The sequence below is a fragment of the Polaribacter sp. HaHaR_3_91 genome (genome assembly GCF_019278525.1).
Classification (GTDB): Bacteria; Bacteroidota; Bacteroidia; order Flavobacteriales; family Flavobacteriaceae; genus Polaribacter.
In genome coordinates this window covers 773,818-797,280 of sequence record NZ_CP058986.1, presented here as the reverse complement: position 1 = coordinate 797,280, position 23,463 = coordinate 773,818, and the positions used below count along the sequence as shown (strand labels likewise).

The 23,463-nt window shown below is 30.1% G+C and carries 22 protein-coding genes, 2 tRNA genes and 1 riboswitch; of the genes, 12 read left to right on the top strand and 12 right to left on the bottom strand.

Translation table 11 applies throughout. The features are described 5' to 3' along the window. The first annotated feature begins 15 nt into the window (after positions 1-15). From H0I27_RS03280 to H0I27_RS03270, 3 genes are all read left to right on the top strand, one after another. On the top strand, positions 16-180 hold the full coding sequence (locus tag H0I27_RS03280) for a hypothetical protein (protein WP_218732483.1): 165 nt from the start codon (positions 16-18) through the stop codon (positions 178-180). A 182-nt stretch (positions 181-362) separates the two neighbouring features. Continuing rightward, the gene (locus H0I27_RS03275; protein ID WP_218732482.1) at positions 363-1,247 is read left to right on the top strand and encodes a LysR family transcriptional regulator; all 885 of its coding nucleotides are present in this window, start codon (positions 363-365) and stop codon (positions 1,245-1,247) included. A 76-nt stretch (positions 1,248-1,323) separates the two neighbouring features. After that, the gene (locus tag H0I27_RS03270) at positions 1,324-2,244 is read left to right on the top strand and encodes a YeiH family protein (RefSeq protein ID WP_218732481.1); all 921 of its coding nucleotides are present in this window, start codon (positions 1,324-1,326) and stop codon (positions 2,242-2,244) included. 108 nt (positions 2,245-2,352) lie between these two features. On the opposite strand, the gene H0I27_RS03265 is transcribed toward H0I27_RS03270, so the two are convergent. The 4 genes from H0I27_RS03265 to H0I27_RS03250 all read right to left on the bottom strand — a co-directional run bounded on the left by H0I27_RS03265 (position 2,353) and on the right by H0I27_RS03250 (position 8,014). Beyond that, on the bottom strand, positions 2,353-3,471 hold the full coding sequence (locus H0I27_RS03265; RefSeq protein ID WP_218732480.1) for a PKD-like domain-containing protein: 1,119 nt from the start codon (positions 3,469-3,471) through the stop codon (positions 2,353-2,355). 38 nt (positions 3,472-3,509) lie between these two features. Continuing rightward, on the bottom strand, positions 3,510-4,649 hold the full coding sequence (locus tag H0I27_RS03260) for a YncE family protein (protein WP_254713135.1): 1,140 nt from the start codon (positions 4,647-4,649) through the stop codon (positions 3,510-3,512). Continuing rightward, on the bottom strand, positions 4,646-6,655 hold the full coding sequence (locus H0I27_RS03255) for a TonB-dependent receptor (protein WP_218732479.1): 2,010 nt from the start codon (positions 6,653-6,655) through the stop codon (positions 4,646-4,648). The genes H0I27_RS03260 and H0I27_RS03255 overlap by 4 nt, the downstream gene beginning before the upstream one ends. Positions 6,656-6,755: 100 nt before the next feature. Further along, positions 6,756-6,943: riboswitch (cobalamin riboswitch) on the bottom strand. A gap of 576 nt (positions 6,944-7,519) precedes the next feature. Then, positions 7,520-8,014, bottom strand: a complete 495-nt coding sequence (locus H0I27_RS03250; RefSeq protein WP_218732478.1) for a response regulator — start codon at positions 8,012-8,014, stop codon at positions 7,520-7,522. A gap of 702 nt (positions 8,015-8,716) precedes the next feature. Here H0I27_RS03250 and H0I27_RS03245 point away from each other — a divergent pair. Next, entirely contained in the window at positions 8,717-9,388 is a 672-nt protein-coding gene (locus tag H0I27_RS03245) for a DUF6796 family protein (RefSeq protein WP_218732477.1), read from the top strand. Further along, positions 9,385-11,025: a CRTAC1 family protein gene (locus tag H0I27_RS03240; RefSeq protein ID WP_218732476.1), complete on the top strand. Its 1,641-nt coding sequence runs from the start codon at positions 9,385-9,387 to the stop codon at positions 11,023-11,025. The genes H0I27_RS03245 and H0I27_RS03240 overlap by 4 nt, the downstream gene beginning before the upstream one ends. Positions 11,026-11,224: 199 nt before the next feature. Here the strand turns inward: H0I27_RS03240 and H0I27_RS03235 are convergent, their stop codons facing one another. Next, positions 11,225-11,371: a hypothetical protein gene (locus H0I27_RS03235; RefSeq protein ID WP_218732475.1), complete on the bottom strand. Its 147-nt coding sequence runs from the start codon at positions 11,369-11,371 to the stop codon at positions 11,225-11,227. A 356-nt stretch (positions 11,372-11,727) separates the two neighbouring features. Continuing rightward, positions 11,728-11,925 carry a hypothetical protein gene (locus H0I27_RS03230; RefSeq protein ID WP_218732474.1) on the bottom strand — a complete coding sequence of 66 codons (198 nt, stop codon included), beginning with the start codon at positions 11,923-11,925 and terminating at the stop codon, positions 11,728-11,730. 353 nt (positions 11,926-12,278) lie between these two features. On the opposite strand from H0I27_RS03230, the gene H0I27_RS03225 reads away from it, so the two are divergent. After that, positions 12,279-13,475: an Ig-like domain-containing protein gene (locus H0I27_RS03225; protein ID WP_218732473.1), complete on the top strand. Its 1,197-nt coding sequence runs from the start codon at positions 12,279-12,281 to the stop codon at positions 13,473-13,475. Between the two features lie 7 nt (positions 13,476-13,482). Further along, on the top strand, positions 13,483-14,343 hold the full coding sequence (locus H0I27_RS03220) for a hypothetical protein (protein WP_218732472.1): 861 nt from the start codon (positions 13,483-13,485) through the stop codon (positions 14,341-14,343). Positions 14,344-14,596: 253 nt separating this feature from the next. Here H0I27_RS03220 and rpsT (H0I27_RS03215) read toward each other — a convergent pair whose 3' ends face one another. The 5 genes from rpsT (H0I27_RS03215) to proS all read right to left on the bottom strand — a co-directional run bounded on the left by rpsT (H0I27_RS03215) (position 14,597) and on the right by proS (position 17,246). Next, positions 14,597-14,848 (bottom strand): 30S ribosomal protein S20, encoded by a 252-nt coding sequence (gene rpsT / locus H0I27_RS03215; protein WP_068449447.1) that lies wholly within the window; start codon positions 14,846-14,848, stop codon positions 14,597-14,599. Between the two features lie 36 nt (positions 14,849-14,884). After that, positions 14,885-14,956 (bottom strand) — tRNA-Glu (locus H0I27_RS03210). A gap of 358 nt (positions 14,957-15,314) precedes the next feature. Beyond that, entirely contained in the window at positions 15,315-15,566 is a 252-nt protein-coding gene (gene rpsT / locus H0I27_RS03205; RefSeq protein WP_165733745.1) for a 30S ribosomal protein S20, read from the bottom strand. Between the two features lie 34 nt (positions 15,567-15,600). Next, positions 15,601-15,672 (bottom strand) — tRNA-Glu (locus H0I27_RS03200). A 95-nt stretch (positions 15,673-15,767) separates the two neighbouring features. Then, complete coding sequence (gene proS, locus H0I27_RS03195; RefSeq protein ID WP_165733746.1) at positions 15,768-17,246, bottom strand: proline--tRNA ligase; 1,479 nt, start codon at positions 17,244-17,246, stop codon at positions 15,768-15,770. A gap of 155 nt (positions 17,247-17,401) precedes the next feature. Here proS and H0I27_RS03190 point away from each other — a divergent pair, with 155 nt between their 5' ends. The 5 genes from H0I27_RS03190 (at position 17,402) to H0I27_RS03170 (ending at position 22,657) form a co-directional block, all read left to right on the top strand. Further along, entirely contained in the window at positions 17,402-18,670 is a 1,269-nt protein-coding gene (locus tag H0I27_RS03190) for a hypothetical protein (protein WP_218732471.1), read from the top strand. A 43-nt stretch (positions 18,671-18,713) separates the two neighbouring features. Then, positions 18,714-20,099 carry an OmpP1/FadL family transporter gene (locus H0I27_RS03185; RefSeq protein WP_218732470.1) on the top strand — a complete coding sequence of 462 codons (1,386 nt, stop codon included), beginning with the start codon at positions 18,714-18,716 and terminating at the stop codon, positions 20,097-20,099. Positions 20,100-20,231: 132 nt separating this feature from the next. Further along, entirely contained in the window at positions 20,232-21,137 is a 906-nt protein-coding gene (locus H0I27_RS03180) for a NifU family protein (protein ID WP_218732469.1), read from the top strand. 66 nt (positions 21,138-21,203) lie between these two features. Beyond that, positions 21,204-21,935, top strand: coding sequence for a bifunctional demethylmenaquinone methyltransferase/2-methoxy-6-polyprenyl-1,4-benzoquinol methylase UbiE (ubiE, locus tag H0I27_RS03175; protein ID WP_218732468.1), 732 nt, complete (start codon positions 21,204-21,206; stop codon positions 21,933-21,935). Continuing rightward, positions 21,935-22,657: a porin family protein gene (locus H0I27_RS03170; RefSeq protein WP_254713134.1), complete on the top strand. Its 723-nt coding sequence runs from the start codon at positions 21,935-21,937 to the stop codon at positions 22,655-22,657. The genes ubiE and H0I27_RS03170 overlap by 1 nt, the downstream gene beginning before the upstream one ends. Before the next feature lie 41 nt (positions 22,658-22,698). On the opposite strand, the gene H0I27_RS03165 is transcribed toward H0I27_RS03170, so the two are convergent. Then, complete coding sequence (locus H0I27_RS03165; RefSeq protein WP_218732467.1) at positions 22,699-23,430, bottom strand: RNA methyltransferase; 732 nt, start codon at positions 23,428-23,430, stop codon at positions 22,699-22,701. Positions 23,431-23,463 lie beyond the last annotated feature (33 nt).

The following is a 23,463-nucleotide window of genomic DNA, read 5'->3' as shown; positions in this document are numbered from 1 at the left end:
CTTAATAACGAACACATGAATATTAAAGACAACAAAAAAATAGATAGAAAAGAAGCTCTAAAAGAAATAGGAAAGTATGGAAAGTATGCTGCTTTAACAGCCTTAGGTACCTATATGATCTTAAGCCCTCAAAAATCTCAAGCTTCATCAGCTCCAGAGAATCTTGGAAACGGATTTTAATAATTTTTAAAAAACTCGATACTAATACAGTATCGAGTTTTTTATTATTATAAATTCTACAAACAGTGTTATAAAATTATCAGTTTACAAACTATAGAATAATAAGATTACACGTACCTTTAGGCTATCAAAGAAATAATAGATTCATTTTACTGATAATTCTATTTTAGACTAAACTGCTGATGAAAACAAAACTTCTTATTTTTAAAACCGTTGCAACATATTTAAGTTTTACAAAAGCTGCTGAACAATTGTTTATTTCTCAGCCAGCTATTTCTAAATCAATACGAAATTTAGAAGAATCTTATAAAACTACCTTATTTTTAAGAAAAAGAAACTCCATAGAATTAACAAATGAAGGAAAGGCGTTTTTAATTTACACCAATAAAATTTTAGAAATTTATGCAGAAATGGAAAATCAATTCTTGCATAAAAATGAAAATCATCCAGATTTAATCAACTTTGGTGTGAGTACCACTTTGGCAAATTATATTATGCCTAAAGTAATTGCAAAATTTAGAGTACAATTTCCTAATACTAAATTTGAAATAACTGCTGGAAACTCAGACGATATTGAAGAACTCATACTAAACCAAACATTAAACTTCGGAATTATAGAAGGTAAAAACACCAATCGTAAATTACAGTTTAGTAAGTTTATGAAAGATGAAATTGTGTTAGTTACAAATGCTAAAAACAACACTTTTAAGAAAGGAGTTATTAGTTTAGAAGTTTTACAAAAAATTCCGTTTATTATGCGTGAACTAGGTTCTGGTACTAAAGAAATAGTTGTAGAACATTTAAATAAATACCACATTAAAAAACTAAATACAGTGGTAACACTAAACAGTACAGAGGCAATTAAAAATTATCTTTTAAATTCTGATAATTTTGCCTTTATTTCTATTCATGCTATTTCTGAAGAACTCACAAATAACAAGCTTAAAATAATAGATGTAAAAGACTTTTCTATTGATAGATGGTTTTATTTTGTTTCTAGAACAGGGTATCAATCTAACCTAATGAGCTACTTTGAAAAATACACACTAAACAACTATAACTTTTAGTTATATTAAACAATAAATTAGTTTGCTTAATAGTTATTCTTAGTCCTTAGTTTTGTATCGATAAATAAATCTCGATATGAAAACGACATTCCCTAAAATTATCTTTTTCTTAATTATAATTTTTGCACTATTTAGTCCAATGAATAGTCCAACGGCTTTATTACTTGGTTTTGTATTTGCTATTATCTTTAAAAGCCCATTTAAATCTAAAAGCTATAAAGCAATTCATATCCTTTTAAAAGTAGCGGTAGTAGGTTTGGGTTTTGGAATGCTACTTAAAGAAACATTAGCAACAAGTAAACAAGCTTTTAGTCTTACCTTCTTCTCTATCTTTTTAACTGTAAGCTTGGGTTTAATACTTACCAAGTTATTAAAATTAGATAAAAAACTAGGGCATTTAGTTACCTCAGGAACTTCTATTTGTGGCGGAAGTGCCATTGCCGCTATTTCTCCAGTAATTAAAGCAAATAGCAAAACGATAAGTATTGCTTTAGGTCTTGTTTTTTTATTAAATTCTATAGCCTTGTTTGTTTTCCCTGCTATAGGACATTTTTTACATTTATCTCAAGAACAATTTGGATTGTGGTGTGCTATTGCTATACATGACACTAGTTCTGTTGTGGGTGCTGCCTTAAGTTATGGAGATGAAGCACTAAGAATTGCTACAACAGTAAAACTATCAAGAACACTTTGGATAATACCTTTGGCTATTTTATCTATGTTTATTTTTAAAACAAAAGGAGAAAAAATTTCAATTCCTTATTTTATTTTACTTTTTGTGGTAGCTATTTTTATAAATAGTTATCATTTAATTCCTACAGCAATTACTTCTGAAATTGTTTTTTATTCTAAAAGAACCTTGGTAGTAACCTTGTTTCTTGTAGGAACTACAATCTCTATAAAAGACTTAAAATCAACAGGAATAAAACCTATTATACTTGCATTAAGCTTGTGGATATTTATCTCTATTTTTTCACTCATATACATTACACAATAAAGATAATAATTAAAAAAAACCTCTTCTTAATGATTAAGAAGAGGTTTTTAGGTTTCAATTAAAAATAGAAATGAATACTAACATTCACCCTATACTAAAACAAATTATTTAATTGTCTAACATATTTAAATCTGCTATTCCTGTTACCTCTGTAGAAAGTTCTCCTAACCACCCCATATTTGCTAAGATTCCTGTTTGAACTTTAATAAAGTCAATTCCTGTTAAGTTTACCGTATTTCCTTCGTTATCAACAGCGTCTGAAATATCTAATTTATCACCTCCTGGAGTATTATCAGCATATCCATATTCAAAAGCGTTACTTTTAATCCAGCTAGGGTTGCTCATGTCAATATTATTATCTGTCAAAAGAGTCCCTGTAATTGTATAAGAATCTTCTGTAATAAATTCTGGGTAAAATTTTGTTGATATAACACCACTTTCTCCTTCACTATCTGTCCAAGTTACAACTTCTGAATCTTCATTAGGTCTAGAGTAAGTTACACTATAGTTTTTTATGGTTCCTTCTAAAGCATCTGCACTTCCTTTAATTTCATACCAAGTATCATCTGCAATTCCATTTGCATTTTCATCTTGCATTACCCAAACAACACCAGGTTCTGCAAAACCAGAAAATGCATTTCCATACATCATTATATCAGCTGCATCTTCTGTATTTATAACTGTATGATCAAAAGTATAAGAAACAGTACCTCCCCATGCTCCTAAAGTAACCATTCCTTTTTTGCCTTCAAGAGTTTTAGCTCCTTCTAAAGTACCAATTGAACTATTAATTCTTTGACCAGGTGCAGGTAAATAATCTAGTAAAGTTGTTACATACAAATTACTTTCCTCTGTAATAGGACGGATTACTGCATTTACCACAATAGTATACTCATTTCTAAATACACCTGCATTATTAGATGATTTATACGTTACGGTATAAGTTCCAGTTTTTTCTGGAATAAAATCATAAGTAGCTGTAGAAGATGTAACACTACCTTCTAAAGACCATTCTTCTGTGTATTCTGCATCATTCATTTTTATTGCCGAAAAATTAATGGTTTCACCCATTAATATTTCTATATCATTATTTTTTTCTGATAATTCAATTACAGGAGGAACACCAAAAAGGTCTATTTCTGAAGTACAAGACGATGCCATTATTACTAAAAAGCAAGAGGTTAAGAAAACTACACGTGGTTTTAAAAGTTGACTAAATTTGTTCATAATTTTAATTTAAAAAGTTGGTTATTGAATGATAATTATTAATATTTAAATACTACTTTGTTAGGAATATCTCCTGTTTCTACAGACCACTTAAAAGCACCTTCAGATGAAAAACAATACAATGTTCCTGGAGTTACATAATCTTTAGCGTCGGTAATTAAAATGTCTTTAGTTTCTGGATTTATCGTAATACCATAAGGAATCTTTATAAGCGCTTTATCTTCATCTGCAATAAAAGAATCAGTAAGAATGGTTTCTGTTTTTGTATCTAACCTGTTATAAGAAATTGTATTTTCTCCTGTTAGATAACTAAATTCTGTGCTGTAGATATACATAATATCATCAAAAATAGTCATGTTACTTACGGCCAAATCAAACGTTTGTTTTACTTCATCTAACTCTGTATCAATTACAAAAAGTTTAGAAGGTGTTTGATAATAATCTCCTCTAGAAGAAACATAAATGTCCCCTTCACTATCAATTTGCATACGATGAAGATTGATGTCTACTTCTATACGTTTTGTTTCTTCAAAACTAGCAATATCAACTACAGAAACTGTAGATTCATACTCTGGCGGACTATACCCTCCTGAATTTGCCACGTAGATTTTATCGTTATGTATCACCAATTCTTCGGGTTGTCTACCTACATCCACAGAACGCGTAACACTAAGACTTGTAGTATCAATTTCCATGATTTTTCCGTTTACAGCATTCGGATCTCCAATACTACCTAAGTAAGTTGTTAAATACGCTTTTCCGTTGTAAAACTTAATGTACCTGCAATTATCAACATTTATTTGCTTAATTTTTTTACGAGTATTTACATCTAAAACCTCTACTTTATTAGATGCATTTACAACCACATATAATTTAGAACCATAAATCCCCATATCGTTACCAACATCTCCCAAGCCACCAACTTCTTCTGGATTTGCTGTTCTAAAAACTTCTTTTTCGTAGATTCCGGTCTCAAAATCCATATAATCTAAAGCCGCTTTATTCATAGACATATTCCCTTCATTCAATAAATAAAACCCCTTTAATTCTACAATAGGTTCTGTGGGAACTTCTGGATTTACTGAGTCATCAAAATTCTCATTGCTGCTACATGCATTGAAAAAAAATACAACAGCTAAAGCTGATGCAATCTGTACACTTAATTTTCTTTTGTTCATAATAAAAAATTTAAAGTAAAACGATAGGATCTCCCAGGCATCGGGAAGTTTTTTACTACCGCATATTGTTGATTAAAGACATTGTTTACTGCTACTAAAACTTTTAATTTCTTTTGATTAAATAAGAGCGTTTTTCCCAAACTTAAATCGTGTGTAAACCACGGATCTAAATAATTAGAACTGATGTTTGCCTTTTGGCTATATCTTTCTCCTGTATAAATAAAACTGTAATTAAATTCTAATTTTTTGTAATCTATCATAGCACTTATACTACCGCTATGCACTGGTATATACGGAATTTGATCTCCGTAATTACTAGCGCCAGCAGTAACATCTATAGATTCTTGGTACGTATAACTTAGGTTGGTATTGTACTTAAATTTTTTACCTATACTTCCACTCGCTTTTACATTTGTTTCTATTCCGGTTGTTTCTACTTTACCTAAATTAAACATAGACCAACGGAATAAATTAGCTCCTGGTACTGCAACAATTTTGTTATGTATCCAAATTTTATACACATCAGCTTGTACATCAAATGCTGTTTTTTTAAAGTCAGTTTGATAAGAAAACCCAAGATTTACCTGAGTAGCATCTTCCGGATCTAAAAAAGTATTTCCGATAAACGTATAGTACAAATCATTAAAAGTGGGTTGTCTAAAAATTTCTTTATAAAAACTCCTTATTCTAAATTTATTAGAATTAAAAGGTTGCCAATTCATCATAATTGTAGGCGAATACTTTTGTAAATCTTCTGCAGCTTCATAATATAGTACCGTTTCATCTACTGTTGTACTTAATAAACTTGCTTGAATGTGAATTTTATCAAAGTTAAAATCGGCAGCTAAAGCTGATAAAAGCGTGATTCTTTTAGGATATGAAAATCGATACAAATTTGCATCCATCGTGTTTTTTTGTAAATCTGTTGCCAAGGATAATTTCCAAAACGGTAAAACTTGAAACGTATTTACCATTGACAGATAATATTCTTCTTGTGTATATCGGTTATCTAACTCACCATCCACTTTTATAATTTCTGGATCTACATAACGAGAATAATTATGCGCATATTTACCTCTTAACACAAAAAAATAAAAGTCGTTTACATGGTTTGTAAATGCACCTTGCAGAAAGTTATTTCGATCCCATAAACGTTGAGGACGCTTAAAACGATTGGCAACGATAGCTCCTGGCAATCCTCGTTCAGAATCATAATGATATAGTTTTACATTCCAATTATTCTTAATTCCGTTCGAGCCATGCAAAGACGCTTCTGCCCTAAAAGATTCAATATCTGCATTATTACGCGTTGCTATTGTATCATAACTTCCATTGGTGTATCTAAATTTATATTTACCGTTGGCATTTAGATATTCGGTACTAAGACGTGCACTTAAGTGGTCATTAATTTTGAAGTCTAAATTTACAGAAGGATTCACCAGTCCAAAAGAACCTGTTTTTAAACTGACATTGGTATTACTATTTTTCCCTTCTGAAAATTGAGGTGTTTTAGACTTTAGATAAATACTATTGGAAGAAGCATACGATTTTGCAGATTGATCTAAATCTGAACGCTGCCCTTGATACAGGGAAACAGCCTCCATGTTTTGTACAGAATATTTCCCTAAATCTATTTGTCCGTTTTGTGCATTACCTAATTGAACACCATCATAAAAAACACCGGTATGTTGCGAGCCCATCCCTCTTACATTTATGGTTTTTATACCACCAATTCCGCCATAATCTTTTAACTGAACTCCTCCAAAAAAACGAATTGCATCTGCAACACTAGAATTACTTAAACGACTTAAAGTTTTCCCACTTAAAGTCTGAACAGTAACTGGTGAAAAGTGTTTTTTAAGTTTCTCTTTATTGGTTACTAAAAAGATTTCTTTAAGCTGAACTGCCTTTGTTGAATCAATTTTTTGGGCATGTAAAAAACTCGAATTACAGCACCCTATAATCAAAAATATGCCCCAAAAAGAATGTAAAAAAGAATTCCTCATACTTAAATTTTGCGTACGAGGATAGAATAAGAGAAGTGCTACATATCTAAAATTTTAGATAGGCAGATTCCTAATTCTAGCTTCAATCCTCGAAAGCTTAATGAATTAATAAAAAAATGGCAGGTCTTCTGACTTACTCCTTCCACCCGGTCTTCCCATTCTTTCGAAAAGTGACTATTCGGATTTCAACTTTAGAGCTTACAGCTGCGGGACAGTTCTAGAATTAAACTAGATTCCCATTTTAATATCAAGTTTTTAAACTTGATAACCATTCTTAGTTAAAAAATAAAGTACAAATTTATCTACTTTTCAGGAATAAACAACACGCTTTTATTGTTTATTTCTAAACAACCTCACTATTCCTTAAAACCTAAAAAAAGCACAAATAATTTGAATAAAAAGCAGCAATAATACTACTTTATTGAAGTAAAAAAAATGACTAATTTGAAAGGTAGAATATGTGCTTTAAAAAATAAAATACTTAAAAATAAACTATGATAAAGATCATTAGTTTTAAAATTAAAAAGCTTTATAAAGATTGTATAGAAAAAAACAACTTCAAATAAAATAACTTAATGACTGAAAACACTGTCCCCCAACAATATTAAAATACACAAAAATTATAATAAATGAAGTTGTAACAAATTTATTTATATAATGACATATTTCTAAATAGCATTATTTTTTAATAAACTAGAGTTAAAACAAAGACTTAAAAAAGCCTCACGGGTTTCCGTAAGGCTTGTAATGAGCACTCTTTCCTTTTCAATAGTTTCTTTTTCTAATTTCTATTCAAAGATATTCCAATAAAACATATAAATTTTACGGGTTCCCATAATTAGCACCTTTTTATTTTAAAAAAAATTACACTAACCCAAAATCTTTAGCAATAGCAACCAAATGCGTAGGATTACTTGCATTAAAATGTTCCTTCAAAAATTTTAATCTTTTTTCTATAGCATTTACACTAGAGGTAAAACACCCTTTTTTTTTCAGGCTTTTACTTATTTCTTCTTGCAGTGATTCCGTAGAAAGTGATGCTATTAAAAAAACATCAAAATCGGTAATCTCTAGAACTTTCTTTGGATGAACCGTAGTATTTAATTCTGGCGAAATATAAAACTGATTTGTTGTAGAAACTGCATGCATAGCATTCTTTAATTCTTTTAATCCGTCTCTATTCTTCCAAACATAGCCATCTACCTTTATATTCTTATATAAATGCTGAATTTTATAAGGTTTATCTTCAACAGAAAAAATTATAATCTTTAAATCTGAAAACTCTTCTCCTGATTTTAATTCTTGCGGAGTTCCATCATTTTCAAATAAAGGGTTACTTATATATTCACTGTTCATCAATTAATTGAGTCAAACTACCTCTACGATGGATTCCCTACATGAAGAGACAGTGTTATTTTTACTCAACAAGAGTTTCAGCAAATTATAGTTGATATAAAAAAATCAAAATCAACTGAAAAAGAAAAAGTCACTCAAAAAATTACACCATTAATTTCATTATTAAAACAACACCAATTAAACCCAATCCCTTCTGGTTTTAATAAAAATAGTTGGGTTGCAAATTGCCCTTCTAGAGGAAATCATTTTATACAAATTGTAACCTCTAACGAGCAATGGGGCTGCGGATATTGTAAACGTAAAGGAGGAAAAGAAGCATTCGGAAAATGGTTACAAGACCAAAAAAAAATGACTACCATGCTGAAAGAATTAGATAAAGGAAGTTTTCAAACTAAAAGTACTCTAAAATGGTGGTTGAATAGGTATTGAAGACTACCATTCTTATCAATGTAAAAAATTAAACATTACAGTAAGTTGCACTTTATAACACAAAAACAGTCTGCTTCACCACCTTCTTAAAATAATGTTAAGATTATTTTGTTAGTTATTGTCAACTTGATCGACAGATGACTATATCAAAGAAATATTCGAATAAAATAGCAAAATTGTACGGATACAATTGATATTCAATATGTATTAAAGAAAAAAACCTTAAATTACTATCCTAACGAGGTAAGTTATAGAATTAAAAATTACGTGAAATAAATGCTATTAGATAAAAATAAAATATTTATAACAGGAATTCTTGGAATATTAGGAAGTGTTCTTGTTGGTATTGGAGAGTTTCTTCTTCATTTTAGTCCACATATTATTGGTAATGCAGACAACTATCAGTTTTTCCAATTTGTACAAAAAAATAGTTTGATAACAGGGCATTTTTTAGCTGTACTTGGTGTTCCTTTTTATTTTTTAGGCTATTATCATATTTATAAAATGCTAGAAAAAGGGAATAAAAAACTAGCTTCTATCGTTTTTGGATTAGGTATTTTAGCTTTTACAATCGGCGGTTTTTGGATTACTTCTAGAGCTTTTTTAGGAACAATTGTTCATCTTCAAAATGATATTGATACTAATATTTATCAAGAAATATTAGACAATTACACCTTAATTAGTGAATCTCTTGTTCAGATATTAAGAGTAATCATTCTTTTACTTTCTGTATTTTTTAGTATTACAATACTAAAAGGAGGAACCTATTATAAGAAATGGATGGCTATTTTTAACCCTATCGTTTTATTAATTTCTGTATTTACATTGTACTTTATTTCTCCACAAATAGGAAAATACATAGCACCAATAGCAATGAATGTTGTTCATTTTATTGTATTTAGTTTATCATTATATCAACTCAAAAAAATCAACCAATTATCAATATGAAAATAATAAAAAGAATTGCAGGGATTATATTAACACTAATAGTATTATTAGTAATTATTGTAGCTGTTAAATTTAGCACTGATAGAAATAATCCATACAACAATGCAATAGCAGACAATTTAATTCCTACATTCAAGGAAATTCCCATCGATTTTACACATCAATTTAACGGAACTGAATCTTTACCTGTTACCGCATCTGTATTAATTGATATTGATAATGATGGTGTTGATGAATTATTTTTAGGAGGAGGATACAATCAGCAAGATGAAATTTTTAGTTATAAGGAAGGGAAATTTATTTCTATATCAGAAGAAGTAGGACTTCCTAAGAAAGAAAATAAGACAACTTTAAGTGGAGCTTCCACCGATTTTGACAACAATGGTTTTACTGACTTAATTCTTTCTAGAGAAGATGGCATTGTAATTTATTATAATAACAACGGAAAATTTACACCAAAGAAGTTAGAATATGATTTGGCTGACAACGCAACACCATTAGGTTTAACTTTAGGTGATGTAAATAAAGATGGTTTTACCGATATTTTTGTTGCTAATTACATTAGAAAAAAACAAATGGTTGGGCAGAATAATTTTAGCAAAAATTATGGTCCTCAAAGTCTTTTACTAATCAATAATGGAGACAATACCTTTAAAAACACAACTATTGAAGCTGGTTTAGAATACATTCATAATACTTTTATGGGGATTTTGATTGATATTGATAACGATACTTGGCTGGATCTTGTGATTGCTTATGATACAGGCGAAATTAGAACTTACAAAAACAAAGGAGATGGAACTTTTGAAATGAAAGAAAACCCATCTACCAATAAATATGGATACCCAATGGGAATAGCTGTGGGAGATTATAATAATGATGGCTTAGTAGATTTTATGTTTTCAAATACAGGATCTACAGTTCCTAGTTTTGTTGCTAGTGGAAATATTGAAGACAAAAGTCTTTTTAATCCTAATTGGATATTTTTCGAAAACAAAGGAAATTTCGTGTTTGAAGATGTAGCCGAAAAAACGCAAACTAAAGATTTTGAATTTTCATGGGGAGCAGTATTTGCAGATATGAACAACGATGGCTTACAAGAACTAATTGTGGCAGAAAACTACATTGATTTTCCACCACATAAAATATTTAAATTACCAAGTAGATTTTTAACCCAAAAAGAAGACCACACTTTTGTTGCTACAGAAGAAAAAAGTGGTGTTGTAAACCCTAATTATGCAATTACTCCTTTGGTAAGTGACTTTAATAAAGATGGCTATTTAGACATGATTTGGGTAAACATAGGAACACCCGTTTTAGCATACATTAACGATGGAGGTGATAATAATTTTATTAAAGTAAAATTAGATGATAATGCTGAAAATTTAGGAGCAAAAGTTGAAGTAATAACATCAAGCGGTAAAAAAATAACCGAAGATTTTATAGTTGGAGAAGGGTTAACTAGTGATCAATCTGCCACTTTACATTTTGGTTTAGGAAAAGATGCTATAAAAAGTGTTAGTGTAAAATATATTAGCGGAAAAGAATATACCTTCCAAAACCCTAAAATAAATTCACTATTAACAATTCCTAAAATTTCAGAAACGGCTACAGTAACTGATTTAACTCAAGAGTAATGAAACTTAAAAAAGTATTACATATTATTTTAATACTGATTTTTGTTTTAAGTATTTTAGGTGCAAGTAGTTTAGTTTACAATGAATATATAAACGAATCTATTTGCCCTAAAATATTTAACATACCGGCTTGTTATATTATAATGGGTTGCTTTATAATACCTTTATTCGCACACCTTTTAAAATGGAATAAGTATATCTATTTTATAGGAACAGGACTTGCTTTTTCTATTGCTTTATACGGCACAACAACACAACTATTAGAAATTGCACAATGCCCAAAGACTTCTACAGGCATACCAATGTGTTTTATTTCATTATCCATTTTTACAAGTTTAATATTCATAAAAATAATGTTATTAAAAATTAAGAAACAGATTTAAACTGTATCTAATTTATTGCTAGTCTTAGCCTATTATCTAAGTTATTTCTATTCGATTTTTATTTGGTAATTTACCTACTAAACCAAGCAACAAAATATAGCGAAAAATCTACTTTTTCAGAAAATACTAAAGTGGAAATTTATGATATAAAAGGAGTATTAATTCACACTGAATACACTAACCCAAAATCTTTAGCAATAGCAACCAAATGCGTTGGATTACTTGCATTAAAATGTTCCTTTAAAAATTTTAATCTTTTTTATATAGCACTTATACTAGAGGGATAAAAAGCTTTTTTCAGCCTTTTACTTATTTCTTCTTACAGAGATTCCATAGAAAGTGAAGCTAAAAAAAAAGCATCAAAATCGGTAATCTCTAGAACTTTCTTTGGAAGAACCGTAGTATTTAATTCTGGCGAAATATAAAACTGATTTGTAGTAAAAATTGCGTGCATAGCGTTCCTTAGTTCTTTTCTATTCTTCCAAACATATCCATCTATCTTTAGTTTCTTATACAAGTGCTGAATTTTATCAGGTTTATCTTTAACAGAAAAAACTATAATCTTTAAATCTAAAAACTCTTTCCTAATTTTATTTATTAACTCTTCTCCTGATTTTAATTCCTCTATTAATTACATCTAAATCTTCTAGGATTAAAACTTTTTGAAACATTTTTTATCTTTTAAAATGAAAAGTTCCTTTTAAGTTTCTCACTAATTTAATATCAAATTAAATTTTTCATTTTATAGTTTTTATACGAGTTTCCTTAATTTTAAGGATTTTCTTAAAAAAAAGTTAACTATTATAATAAATATTGTAAACAATTGCTTTTTTCTACGACAAAATTTTTAGAATTTTTAAAATAACACCAATGAGATCTTTACAATTTATTCTATTCCTTTCACTCATTTTTAATAGCTGTATTGAAGATGATATTATCGCAGATAATCAACCAGAAATATTAAGTTTTAACAACACCATTACAGAACTTGGTATAAAAAACACGCATCTATACAACACAAAATACACTAATAATATAGGAGAAATAACAACTCCTAAAATTAATTGGAACAGCAGCAATGCGGACATTATATCTGTTTCTAATACAGGCTTACTTAAAGCACTATCTATAGGAACATCTGTAATTACAGCTTCTGTAACAACTGAAAGTGGAAGTATTATTACAAACGAAAACAATATAGAAGTTATAGCTGTTGATAAAAAACTAACAATAGATAATGTTATTGAAGATATAATCATCTCTAAAACACACCAATACACTACAACTTTTACAAATGAACTGGGAGAGATAGACGATTTAAAAGTATCTTGGAATAGCTCTAACTCCTCTATTATTACGGTTTCTAGCGAAGGCTTAATTACAGCTATTAGTGAAGGTTTAGCAACCATTACAGCAAGTACCACAACAGCAGACGGAAATATAATTAACACGGAAGATACAGTAACGGTAGTAACTATTGACGAACGTATAAGTATTAACAACCCAATAGAAGACTTAAACATTAACAATACCCACCAATATACCACAACATACACAAACAGTAGTGGAGAAACAGAGAACATTACTATTACTTGGCAAAGTTCTAACACAAACGTATTAACAGTTTCTAATACGGGCTTAATAACCGCAATTGCACCGGGAGAAGCTGTAGTTACAGCAACAGTAAACTCTTCTAATAACACGCTAACAACCCAAGATACAGTAATTGTTATTGGCAACACCACTCAAGAAAAAACAGGAACTTTAAAAACATCAAGCAGTTATGAACTTAGAGGTGATTTTACTTTAAAAGAAATACCAAACACAAATGATTTAGAGTTAACAATTGACGAAAACTACAAAGCATCAGACAGACTACCTGGTTTATACTTATACTTTACAAATAATATAAATACAGTTGCAAATGCTAAAGAAATACAAAAAGTTACTGTGTTTGAAGGAGCCCACACATATATTATAAAAAACACAGGTATTAATGATTTTACACATTTATTATATTGGTGTAAACCATTTGGTGTAGACGTAGGAAATGGAGAAACTAAATAAAAGAAACATGAAAAAACATATAATTACATTCGTTTTAATAGTATTAGCAAGTAACATTAGTTTTGCACAATGGACTAAAGGAAAAGGAAAAGGGTATTACAAACTTGCAGGTTGGCAATTACAGTATGATGAGCATTATACAGATACTGGAGCAAAAGACCCTAATAGAACTAGAACTTTGTTTAACACTAGTATCTATGCCGAATATGGGCTAAGTAATAAATTTGATGTTATTGCATACGTACCATTCTTTGCTAGCTCTTCTCAAAATAATCAAATTTCAGGCACTACAGGAGGAACTATTAGCCAAGGAGAAACAGTAAATTCTTTTGGAGATGTAGATTTTGGTTTTAGGTATGGTTTATACAAAAGGGGAAATTGGGCTGCAGATATAAAACTTACATTAGGATTACCAACAGGTGATAATAATGGTGGTAGCGATGGTAGTTTTCAAAACGGAGATGGAGAATTTAATCAAATTCTATCATCATCTCTAGGTTACTCCACATCTTATAAAGACAAACCTGTTTATTTAAAATCTTATTTAGGTTACAACAATAGAAGTGAAGGTTTTTCTGATGAATTTAGGACTGGCTTAGAAGCAGGAATCAACTTAATAAACAATAAGCTTTGGTTAATTACAAGGTTAAATGTTGTAAAATCTTTAAAAAATGGATCATTAAATGCTACCAATAGTAATGGAAGTATTTTTGCAAACGATATTGAATACAGTAGTTTTGGTTTTGAAACGGCTTACTATATTACTAAGAAACTAGGTGTTTCACTAGGCTTCGACTCTGCTTTTTCTGGTAAAATAATAGCAGCAAGCCCTTCTTTTTCTGGAGGAATATTCTTAGATATAAAATAATTCTACATCATATAAAGTTAGTACATGAAAAAGAGGAATCAGAAATGATTCCTCTTTTTTTTGTTGAATGTTTCTCATGAAAGAATAAAAAGCCCTTAGAAGATAAATTATACACCTTAAACTTACAGATCTCTCCTTATACTAAAGTTAAAAACCACCTTTAAGCTAGAACAAAATAATTATTTAAATTTAGAACAAAAAAAAGCTCTGAATTTTCATTCAGAGCTTTTAAATTTTATATGCTTTTAAAACCTTACAATGCAGCAACCTGCTTTGTTAATTTAGATTTTAAATTAGCAGCTTTATTTTTATGGATAATGTTATTCTTAGCTAACTTATCTAACATAGAAATAACTTTACCTAATTTTGTTTCTGCATCTGTTTTATCTTCTGCAGCACGTAAATCTCTTACAGCATTACGTGTAGTTTTATGCTGATATTTGTTACGTAACCTTTTAGCTTCGTTACTTCTAATTCTCTTTAATGCTGACTGATGATTTGCCATAATACTTAATTTATTAGTTTTTTATATTAAAACTTGTAGTCCGTACGGGAATCGAACCCGTGTTACATGGATGAAAACCATGCGTCCTAACCCCTAGACGAACGGACCATAACAATTAACAATGCATTAATTGCGGCTGCAAATATACAATGTTTTTTAATTCCTGCAAGTAAATTTTATAAAATATACATTTTTTTTATAAAATAACTGATCAACATCGAACTAACACAAATCAAACACGAAATAACTCCCTTATTATCAATCAACTAAATTACATTTCTACTTTTTCAGAAAATAAGAAAATTATGAATTTTAAATAAATATCATACGAGTAGTAGATATTAAAGAAAACCTACACAGCATTTTCCGAAAAAATTAGATAGATAAATATTAAAACTTAAAATAAGGGCAAAAAAAAACTCTGAATAATAATATTCAGAGTTTTAAATGTTTTTAGGCGTAAATCTTACAATGCAGCTACGTGCTTTGTTAATTTAGATTTTAAGTTAGCCGCTTTATTTTTATGGATAATATTAGTTTTCGCTAATTTATCTAACATAGAAATAACTTTGACTAATTTCTCTTCAGCATCTTTTTTATCTTCTACAACACGTAAATCTCTTACAGCATTACGAGTAGTTTTATGCTGATATTTATTACGTAACCTTTTAGCTTCGTTACTTCTAATTCTCTTTAATGCTGACTTGTGATTTGCCATAATACTTTAATTTGTTTTTTTTAATAAAACATTGTAGTCCGTACGGGAATCGAACCCGTGTTACATGGATGAAAACCATGCGTCCTAACCCCTAGACGAACGGACCAGAACAATTAAGTATATCCTAATTGCGGCTGCAAATATACAATGTTTTTTAATTCTCACAATAGTTTTAGAAAAAAAAATGATTTTTTTTCTAAATTAATATGCTTTTGCAAAAAGAACTCGTTTAGAAGACGGTTTTCCTGTTAAAACACAAACACCAGCCTCTTCCTTAGCATCATTAGGTATACATCTAATTGTAGCCTTGGTATATTCTTTTATTCTATCTTCTGTTTCCTCTGTACCATCCCAATGGGCAGATACAAAACCACCAGTATTTTTAATCGCTTTTTTAAACTCTTTAAAATCGTCTACTACAGTTGTATGTTCTTTTCTAAAGTCGATTGCCTTATTAAACAAGTTCTCTTGTATCTCTTCTAAAAGGTTCTCAATAAAAGAAACAGCATCATCTTGTGCTACGATTTGTTTTTCTAAAGTATCTCTTCTAGCAATCTCTAAAGTACCATTTTCTAAATCTCTATTTCCTATTGCAATTCTTACAGGCACTCCTTTTAATTCGTATTCAGCAAACTTAGCTCCTGGTCTATATGTATCTCTAGTATCAAACTTTACAGAAATTCCTTTTGAACGTAATTCTTTTACAATTACATTCATTTTTTCGGAAATAGCCTCTAATTGATCATCTCCTTTGTAAATTGGAACAATTACAACTTGAATAGGCGCTAATTTAGGAGGTAATACCAAACCTAAATCATCGGAATGTGTCATAATTAACCCACCAATTAAACGTGTAGAAACTCCCCAAGAAGTAGCCCAAACATGTTCTTGTTTTCCTTCTTTAGAAGTAAACTTCACATCAAATGCCTTTGCAAAATTCTGACCTAAGAAATGACTTGTTCCTGCTTGTAAAGCTTTTCCGTCTTGCATTAAAGCCTCAATAGTATAGGTATCTACTGCTCCAGCAAAACGTTCGCTATCAGATTTTACACCTTTTACCACTGGCATAGCCATAAAGTTTTCTGCAAACTCAGCATAAACATCTTGCATCTGCTTAGATTCTGTTATAGCTTCTGCTTCTGTTGCATGAGCAGTATGCCCTTCTTGCCATAAAAATTCTGCTGTACGTAAAAACAAACGTGTACGCATTTCCCAACGAACTACATTTGCCCATTGATTTATAAGTAAAGGTAAATCTCTATAAGATTCAATCCACCCTTTATAAGTATTCCATATAATTGCTTCAGAAGTTGGTCTTACCACTAACTCTTCTTCTAATTTAGCTTCTGGGTCTACTCTTAATTTACCTGGATTTTCAGGGTCGTTTTGTAAACGATAATGTGTAACAACAGCACACTCTTTAGCAAAACCTTCTGCATTTTTTTCTTCTGCTTCAAATAGACTTTTAGGCACAAGTAAAGGAAAATAAGCATTTTCATGCCCAGTTTCTTTAAACATTCTATCTAGTTCTGCTTGCATTTTTTCCCAGATGGCATAACCATAAGGTTTAATAACCATACAACCTCTAACGGCAGAGTTTTCAGCTAAATCCGCTTTCACTACTAACTCGTTATACCACTTAGAATAATCGTCGGCTCTTTTTGTTAAATGTTTACTCATAATCAAAAGTTTGGCACAAATATTGTAACCTTTATTGTGTAAATGTTTGTTAAAAATTAGTTATAATATACGAAAACAACACAAAACTACTATAAATTAAAGAGTTTTAACTACATTTAATTAATAAAATAAGTATTCATCTAAATATATTCATTATGAAACTAAAATATACAAATCTTAACCTAAGCCAACTATTAACTATACTAACAACTAGTTTAGTATTGGTTTCTTGCGGTACTTACCAAAGTGCGTATAATAATGATGGTATTTATGGTAGCGATACAGCAAATAATGAAAATAGAAATGTAATTTATGTTGACCAAGATGAATATGATGATTACAATGATAATTATTTTTTAAACAAATTAAATAGTTTAGAAAATGTAGATAATAACGATGTTTTTACTGATGTTGACAACTACAATTCTGCAGATACCATTTATATTGATGAAGCCGATATAGATGAAACATTAAACTATAAATCTAACCAACCTTGGGGGCAAAACAGCAACAACGATGTAGCTGTAAATATAAATGTAATTGAAAGTCCATATTGGAATAATTATTACGGTTATAATTACTACGATACTTGGGGTTATAGAAACTGGAATTATAGAGGATATGCTTGGAATCATAATCCTTATTGGCATCCTTACCATAATTATTATGCTTGGAATATAGGTTTTTATTCTCCTTATTATTACCAACCTTATCATTATGGTTATACTAACAGATACAGAAATTACAATAATAGGTACACTAATAATACCTACAGAAACAATACTTACAGAAGAAGAACAACTAACAATAGTACATATAGAAGAAGTAGTACCATTAATTCTAGAAACAGAAATACAACAAGTCGAAGAAGTAGTACCGTAAATAGACGACCTACAAACACTACAAGCAGAAGAACTAGTACAACAACAAAAAGAAGCACAACTCCTACAAGAAGTACTAGAAGTAGTACTTCTACACGAAGCAGCGGAACAAGAAGTAGTAGCACAAGAAGCAGCGGGACTAGAAGTCGATCTACAACAACAAGAAGAAATAATAGCGCAAGCGTAAATAACAATACAAATAGTAGAAACAATAGGCAAGTTGTAGTTGTAAGAAGAGCATCAACACCTTCTACTACTAGAAGTTCTAATTCATCAACAAATAGAAATACTAGCAGAGCTGCAACAACTAGAAGCTCAAATTCTACAAGAAATACATCAACTAGAAGTAGAACCAATACTTCTAGTAGAAGTAACAATACATATACACCATCTACAAGAAGTTCGTCTTCAACTAGTTCATCATCTACAAGAAGTACTCCATCTAGGTCTTCATCTACAAGAAGCACACCAACTAGAAGTTCTTCTACCAGAAGTAGTAGCTCTAGTAGATCTTCTTCATCCTCATCTAGAAGAAGAGGGTAAGAAAAGTTTTACAATCTTTAAAAGGTAACAAACAAATACTAGTATGAAAAAAATTATAACGATAGCTTTCTTATTCGCAGCAACAGTTACGTCTTATTCTCAATCTTTAAGATACCAAGATTTGGGAGTTTTATTTTCTAAGAATGATGATAATGGCTCTGCCCGATTTACAGCAATGAGCGGCGCTTTTGGAGCATTAGGAGGAGATGTTTCTGCAATGAGTGTTAACCCTGCCGGTATTTCTGTATTTACAAATAGCTATTTTACAGGAACTATAAATTCTAGAAATACAGATATTTCTGCAAAATTTGGAGACGCTAACTTTAACGATAGAAGAAAGACAACAACTGATAATAAATATTTCAACCTTTCTCACGCAGGTGCTGTATTAGTTTTTGACAGTGCTTACAAATCTGACTGGAATAAATTTGCAATTGGTTTTAACTATAGAATTACTAACGATTTTGAAGACAGTTTTTCTGCACAAGGAAATGAAGCTGTTACTAGATTTGACACAAACCCTCGTAATCCAGGTACCATATACAATTTCACAGATGGTCAACTTTACGACACAAATTACAACGGAGAAACAACAGAGTTAAACATCGCTTTCTCATCAGTTCATCGAAACAAACTACATGTAGGTTTAGGACTTAATTTTTATGATTTAAACTTCACACAACAATCTGTTTTAACAGAGTTAAATAGTGATGAAGACGGCAATATCCTTGACGTAGAATTATATCAAGAAAACCTTACAACAGGAACAGGTTTCTCTGCAAACGCAGGATTTATTTATAAAGCCAATCAAAACTTCAGATTTGGTTTAGCTTACCAAACACCAACTTGGTATACCGAAATCTTACAAGACACAAATTACAACCAAGACAGTAATATTGATATTGGAGAAACAGCTTTTTTCCCGGATGAAGTTTACTCCTTTTCTGAAAACAATCCTCGTCAATTTATATCTTATAAATTAAAAACACCAAGTAAAATAACCGCAAGTGCCGCTTTTATTTTTGGGAAAGATGGTTTAATTAGTTTAGACTACATCAACAAAAATTATAAAAACATAAAATTATCCAACGGTGATTTTAATGTTGAAAATGAGTTTTTTGAAAACGACTTAAGAAACACACATTCTCTTAATATTGGTACAGAATGGCGTATGGATAGATTTAGTTTAAGAGGTGGTTATAAATTTGAGCAAGATCCTAGCAAATCATCTATAGCCTCAGATAATTTAAAAGGATATTCTTTAGGTGCAGGTTACAACTTTGGGAATATGAAATTAGACTTTTCTTTTAGCGATAATAATAGAACTGGTGTTTATAATTTATACTCAAACCTTAATACTGTAGTAAATCCATCAGAATTAAAAATAGACAATAAAACAATTACAGCATCGATTAGTTTTAATTTGTAAACGATAACAACATCTTATAAAAAATCCGCTTGTAGATACAACTAGTATCCGCAAGCGGATTTTTATTTAACATATCAAAAACAATTCTATCTCCCTTTTTTCCCTTAATTTTGCAAATCAATATTTAGCACCATGCAAGACGTAAAAATAACAGTTCAAGAAACGACAAATAATACCATTATAAAATTTAACACTAATCAAATTTTAATCAATGGAGGAAGTTATGAGTATAATAATATAGATGAAGCTAAAAACTCACCTTTAGCGCAAGAGTTATTCTACTTACCTTTTGTAAAAAAGATTTTTATTACCGCAAATTTTATTGCTGTACAACGCTATGACATTTTAGAATGGATAGACGTACAAGAAGAAGTTAAAGAACAAATTGAAGCGTATTTAAATGACAATGACGTTGTTGTAAATGAATCTCCAACTTCTAAAAAAGAAGCTATAGAGGTTTATGCAGAAGCAACTCCAAACCCATCTGTAATGAAATTTGGAAGTAGTAAATCTTTAACACAAACAGATGTTGAGTATAAAAATATAGATGAAGCTAGCAAATCATCTCCCCTAGCACAAGCAATTTTTAATTTCCCATTTGTAAAGGAAGTATTTATTTCTGATAATTATGTTTCCGTTACCAAATACGATATGGTAGAATGGAATGATGTTTATGCAGAAGTAAGAACTTTTATTCGTGAATATTTAGTTTCTGGAAAAACGATTATTAAAGAACTACCTACCGAAGAAAAATCAACATCAGAAAACAAAATACCTGAACCACAAGTAGCATTAGAAGGAATTCCTGCACAAATTTCAGATATTTTAGATGAATATATTAAGCCTGCAGTTGCAAGTGATGGTGGTAATATTGCTTTCCGTTCTTATGATGAAGAAAACAAAATAGTACGTGTAGTTTTACAAGGAGCCTGTAGTGGTTGCCCTTCTTCTACCGCTACTTTAAAAAACGGAATAGAAAGCTTATTAAAAGAAATGTTACCAAATCAGATTAACGAAGTAGTAGCAATTAACGGATAAACTTGCAATACGCACTATGCTTTAAAAACTCTTAAAGCATAGTGCCAAAAGCTTAAAGAAAAAATAATGTCAGCAGAAAAAATAAACCCTTACAAAGATTCTAAACTTGGCAAAAAAGAGCAAGTTGCTCAAATGTTTGATAATATCTCTGAAAACTACGATGGCTTAAACAGAGTAATTTCTTTAGGAATTGATGTTAAATGGCGTAAAAAAGTAGTAAAAATTGTTGGACAAAACAATCCGAAACAAATTTTAGACATTGCTACAGGTACAGGAGATTTAGCCATAATGATGGCTGCTTTAAACCCAGATAGAATTGTAGGTTTAGATATTTCTGAAGGAATGTTAGAAGTAGGAAAACAAAAAATTGCAAAAGCGAACCTTTCTGATAAAATAGAAATGGTTGTTGGTGATTCTGAAGAAATGCCATTTGCAGACAATACTTTTGATGCGATTACAGTTTCTTTTGGCGTTCGTAATTTTGCTAATTTAGATAAAGGAATTAAAGAGATTGTTAGGGTTTTAAAACCAACCGGTGTTTTGGTTATTCTAGAAACTTCTAACCCAACAAAATTCCCTTTTAAACAAGGTTACAAATTATATACTAATTTATTTTTACCTGTTGTTGGTAAATTATTTTCTAAAGATAAAGTTGCCTATTCATATTTATCAGAATCTGCAAATTCTTTTCCTTTTGGAGAAGCTTTCAACAATATTTTACAAAAAAATGGGTTTAGACATACAGAAGATACACCAGTAACTTTTGGAGTTGCTACAATTTATACTGCAAGTAAATAATGATGAGTAAGAAATTTATAATATTCAGTTTTTTCCTTTTAACTTCTATCGCTTTTTTTGCGCAGAGAGAAAAAGTGGAATACCTACCTACTTTTGATCAAAGAAAAATACATTATGGTTTTTACCTTGGTTTAAATCAGAATGATTTTAAATACAGCTTCAATAACAGTACTCCTATCGAAGGCACAAGTATAAAAATCGACCCTTCTATTGGGTTCAATGTAGGTCTAATAGCAGATTTACGTTTACATAAAAATGTAAACCTACGTTTAGAACCAGGTTTAATGACAAATACGAAAAATATAACTTTTGGTAATACAGACCTTAACTACCCTCTAGCGGATGAGGTTAGAGAGGTAAATTCCACATATTTACATGTTCCGTTAATTTTTAAATTTAGCACGGACAGATATAAAAATATTAGACCTTATGTATTAGGCGGAGTTTCTTACAACTATAATTTTTCTAGTAATGAACAAGGTGATGATAATGAACAAGGTCAATTTAGAACAACTACTCATAATTACATGTATGAAGTTGGAGTTGGTATAGATATTTACTTATACTACTTTAAATTTTCTCCTTCAATACGTGGTATTTTCGCTTTACCTAGCGAGTTAGTAGAAGATAACGCCAGTTCCTTTGGAGGAACTAGTCCATATACATCTCCAATAAACTATTTAGCAACTCGTGGTATATTTTTAACATTATCTTTTGAATAAAGATTAGCTGTAAAGCTATTGCTGTTTATCAAAATTAATAATTAACATCCTCTCTTAAATTCACTCAACAGAATAGCTGTTGCAGTAGCTACATTTAAACTTTCCGTTTCTTGAATATCTCCAAATCTTGGAATAGAAATCTTATGAGTAATTAGTTTTTTAATGGTATCTGAAACACCATTTGCTTCATTTCCCATTATTAAAACCCCTTCTTTTGGCAAACTTGTTTTGTATACATTTTCACCATCCATATCTGCTATAAAAGTTGGTTTTTGGGTTTCAGATAAATATTCAGTTAAATCTACATAACGAATAGATATTCTAGTTAAAGACCCCATACTTGCTTGCACTACTTTTTGATTATAACAATCTACAGTGTCTTTAGAGCAAATTAATTCAGCTACACCAAACCAATCGCATAAGCGAATAATAGTACCTAAATTCCCTGGATCATTTATAGCATCTAAAGCTACCGTTAAACCTCTATCTGAATCAAGTTTTTCGTCAGGTATTTTAAATATACCTAAAACCTTATTTGGTGTTTTTAAATTACTGATTTTCTTCAAATCAGCTTCAGAGACACGAACTATTTTTTCTTTTAAAACATCCGAAGAAAAATCATCCGTACAAAAAAGTGTTTCAAGTTCAAATGTAGAATTTAAGATTTCTTGCACAACCTTTATACCTTCCGCTATAAATAATTTATGCTTTTGTCTATACTTTTTTTGAGATAAACTTGTTATTAATTTAAATTGATTTTTTGAGATACTCATTAATTGATTGTAATTGGAAATAAACCGCCGAAA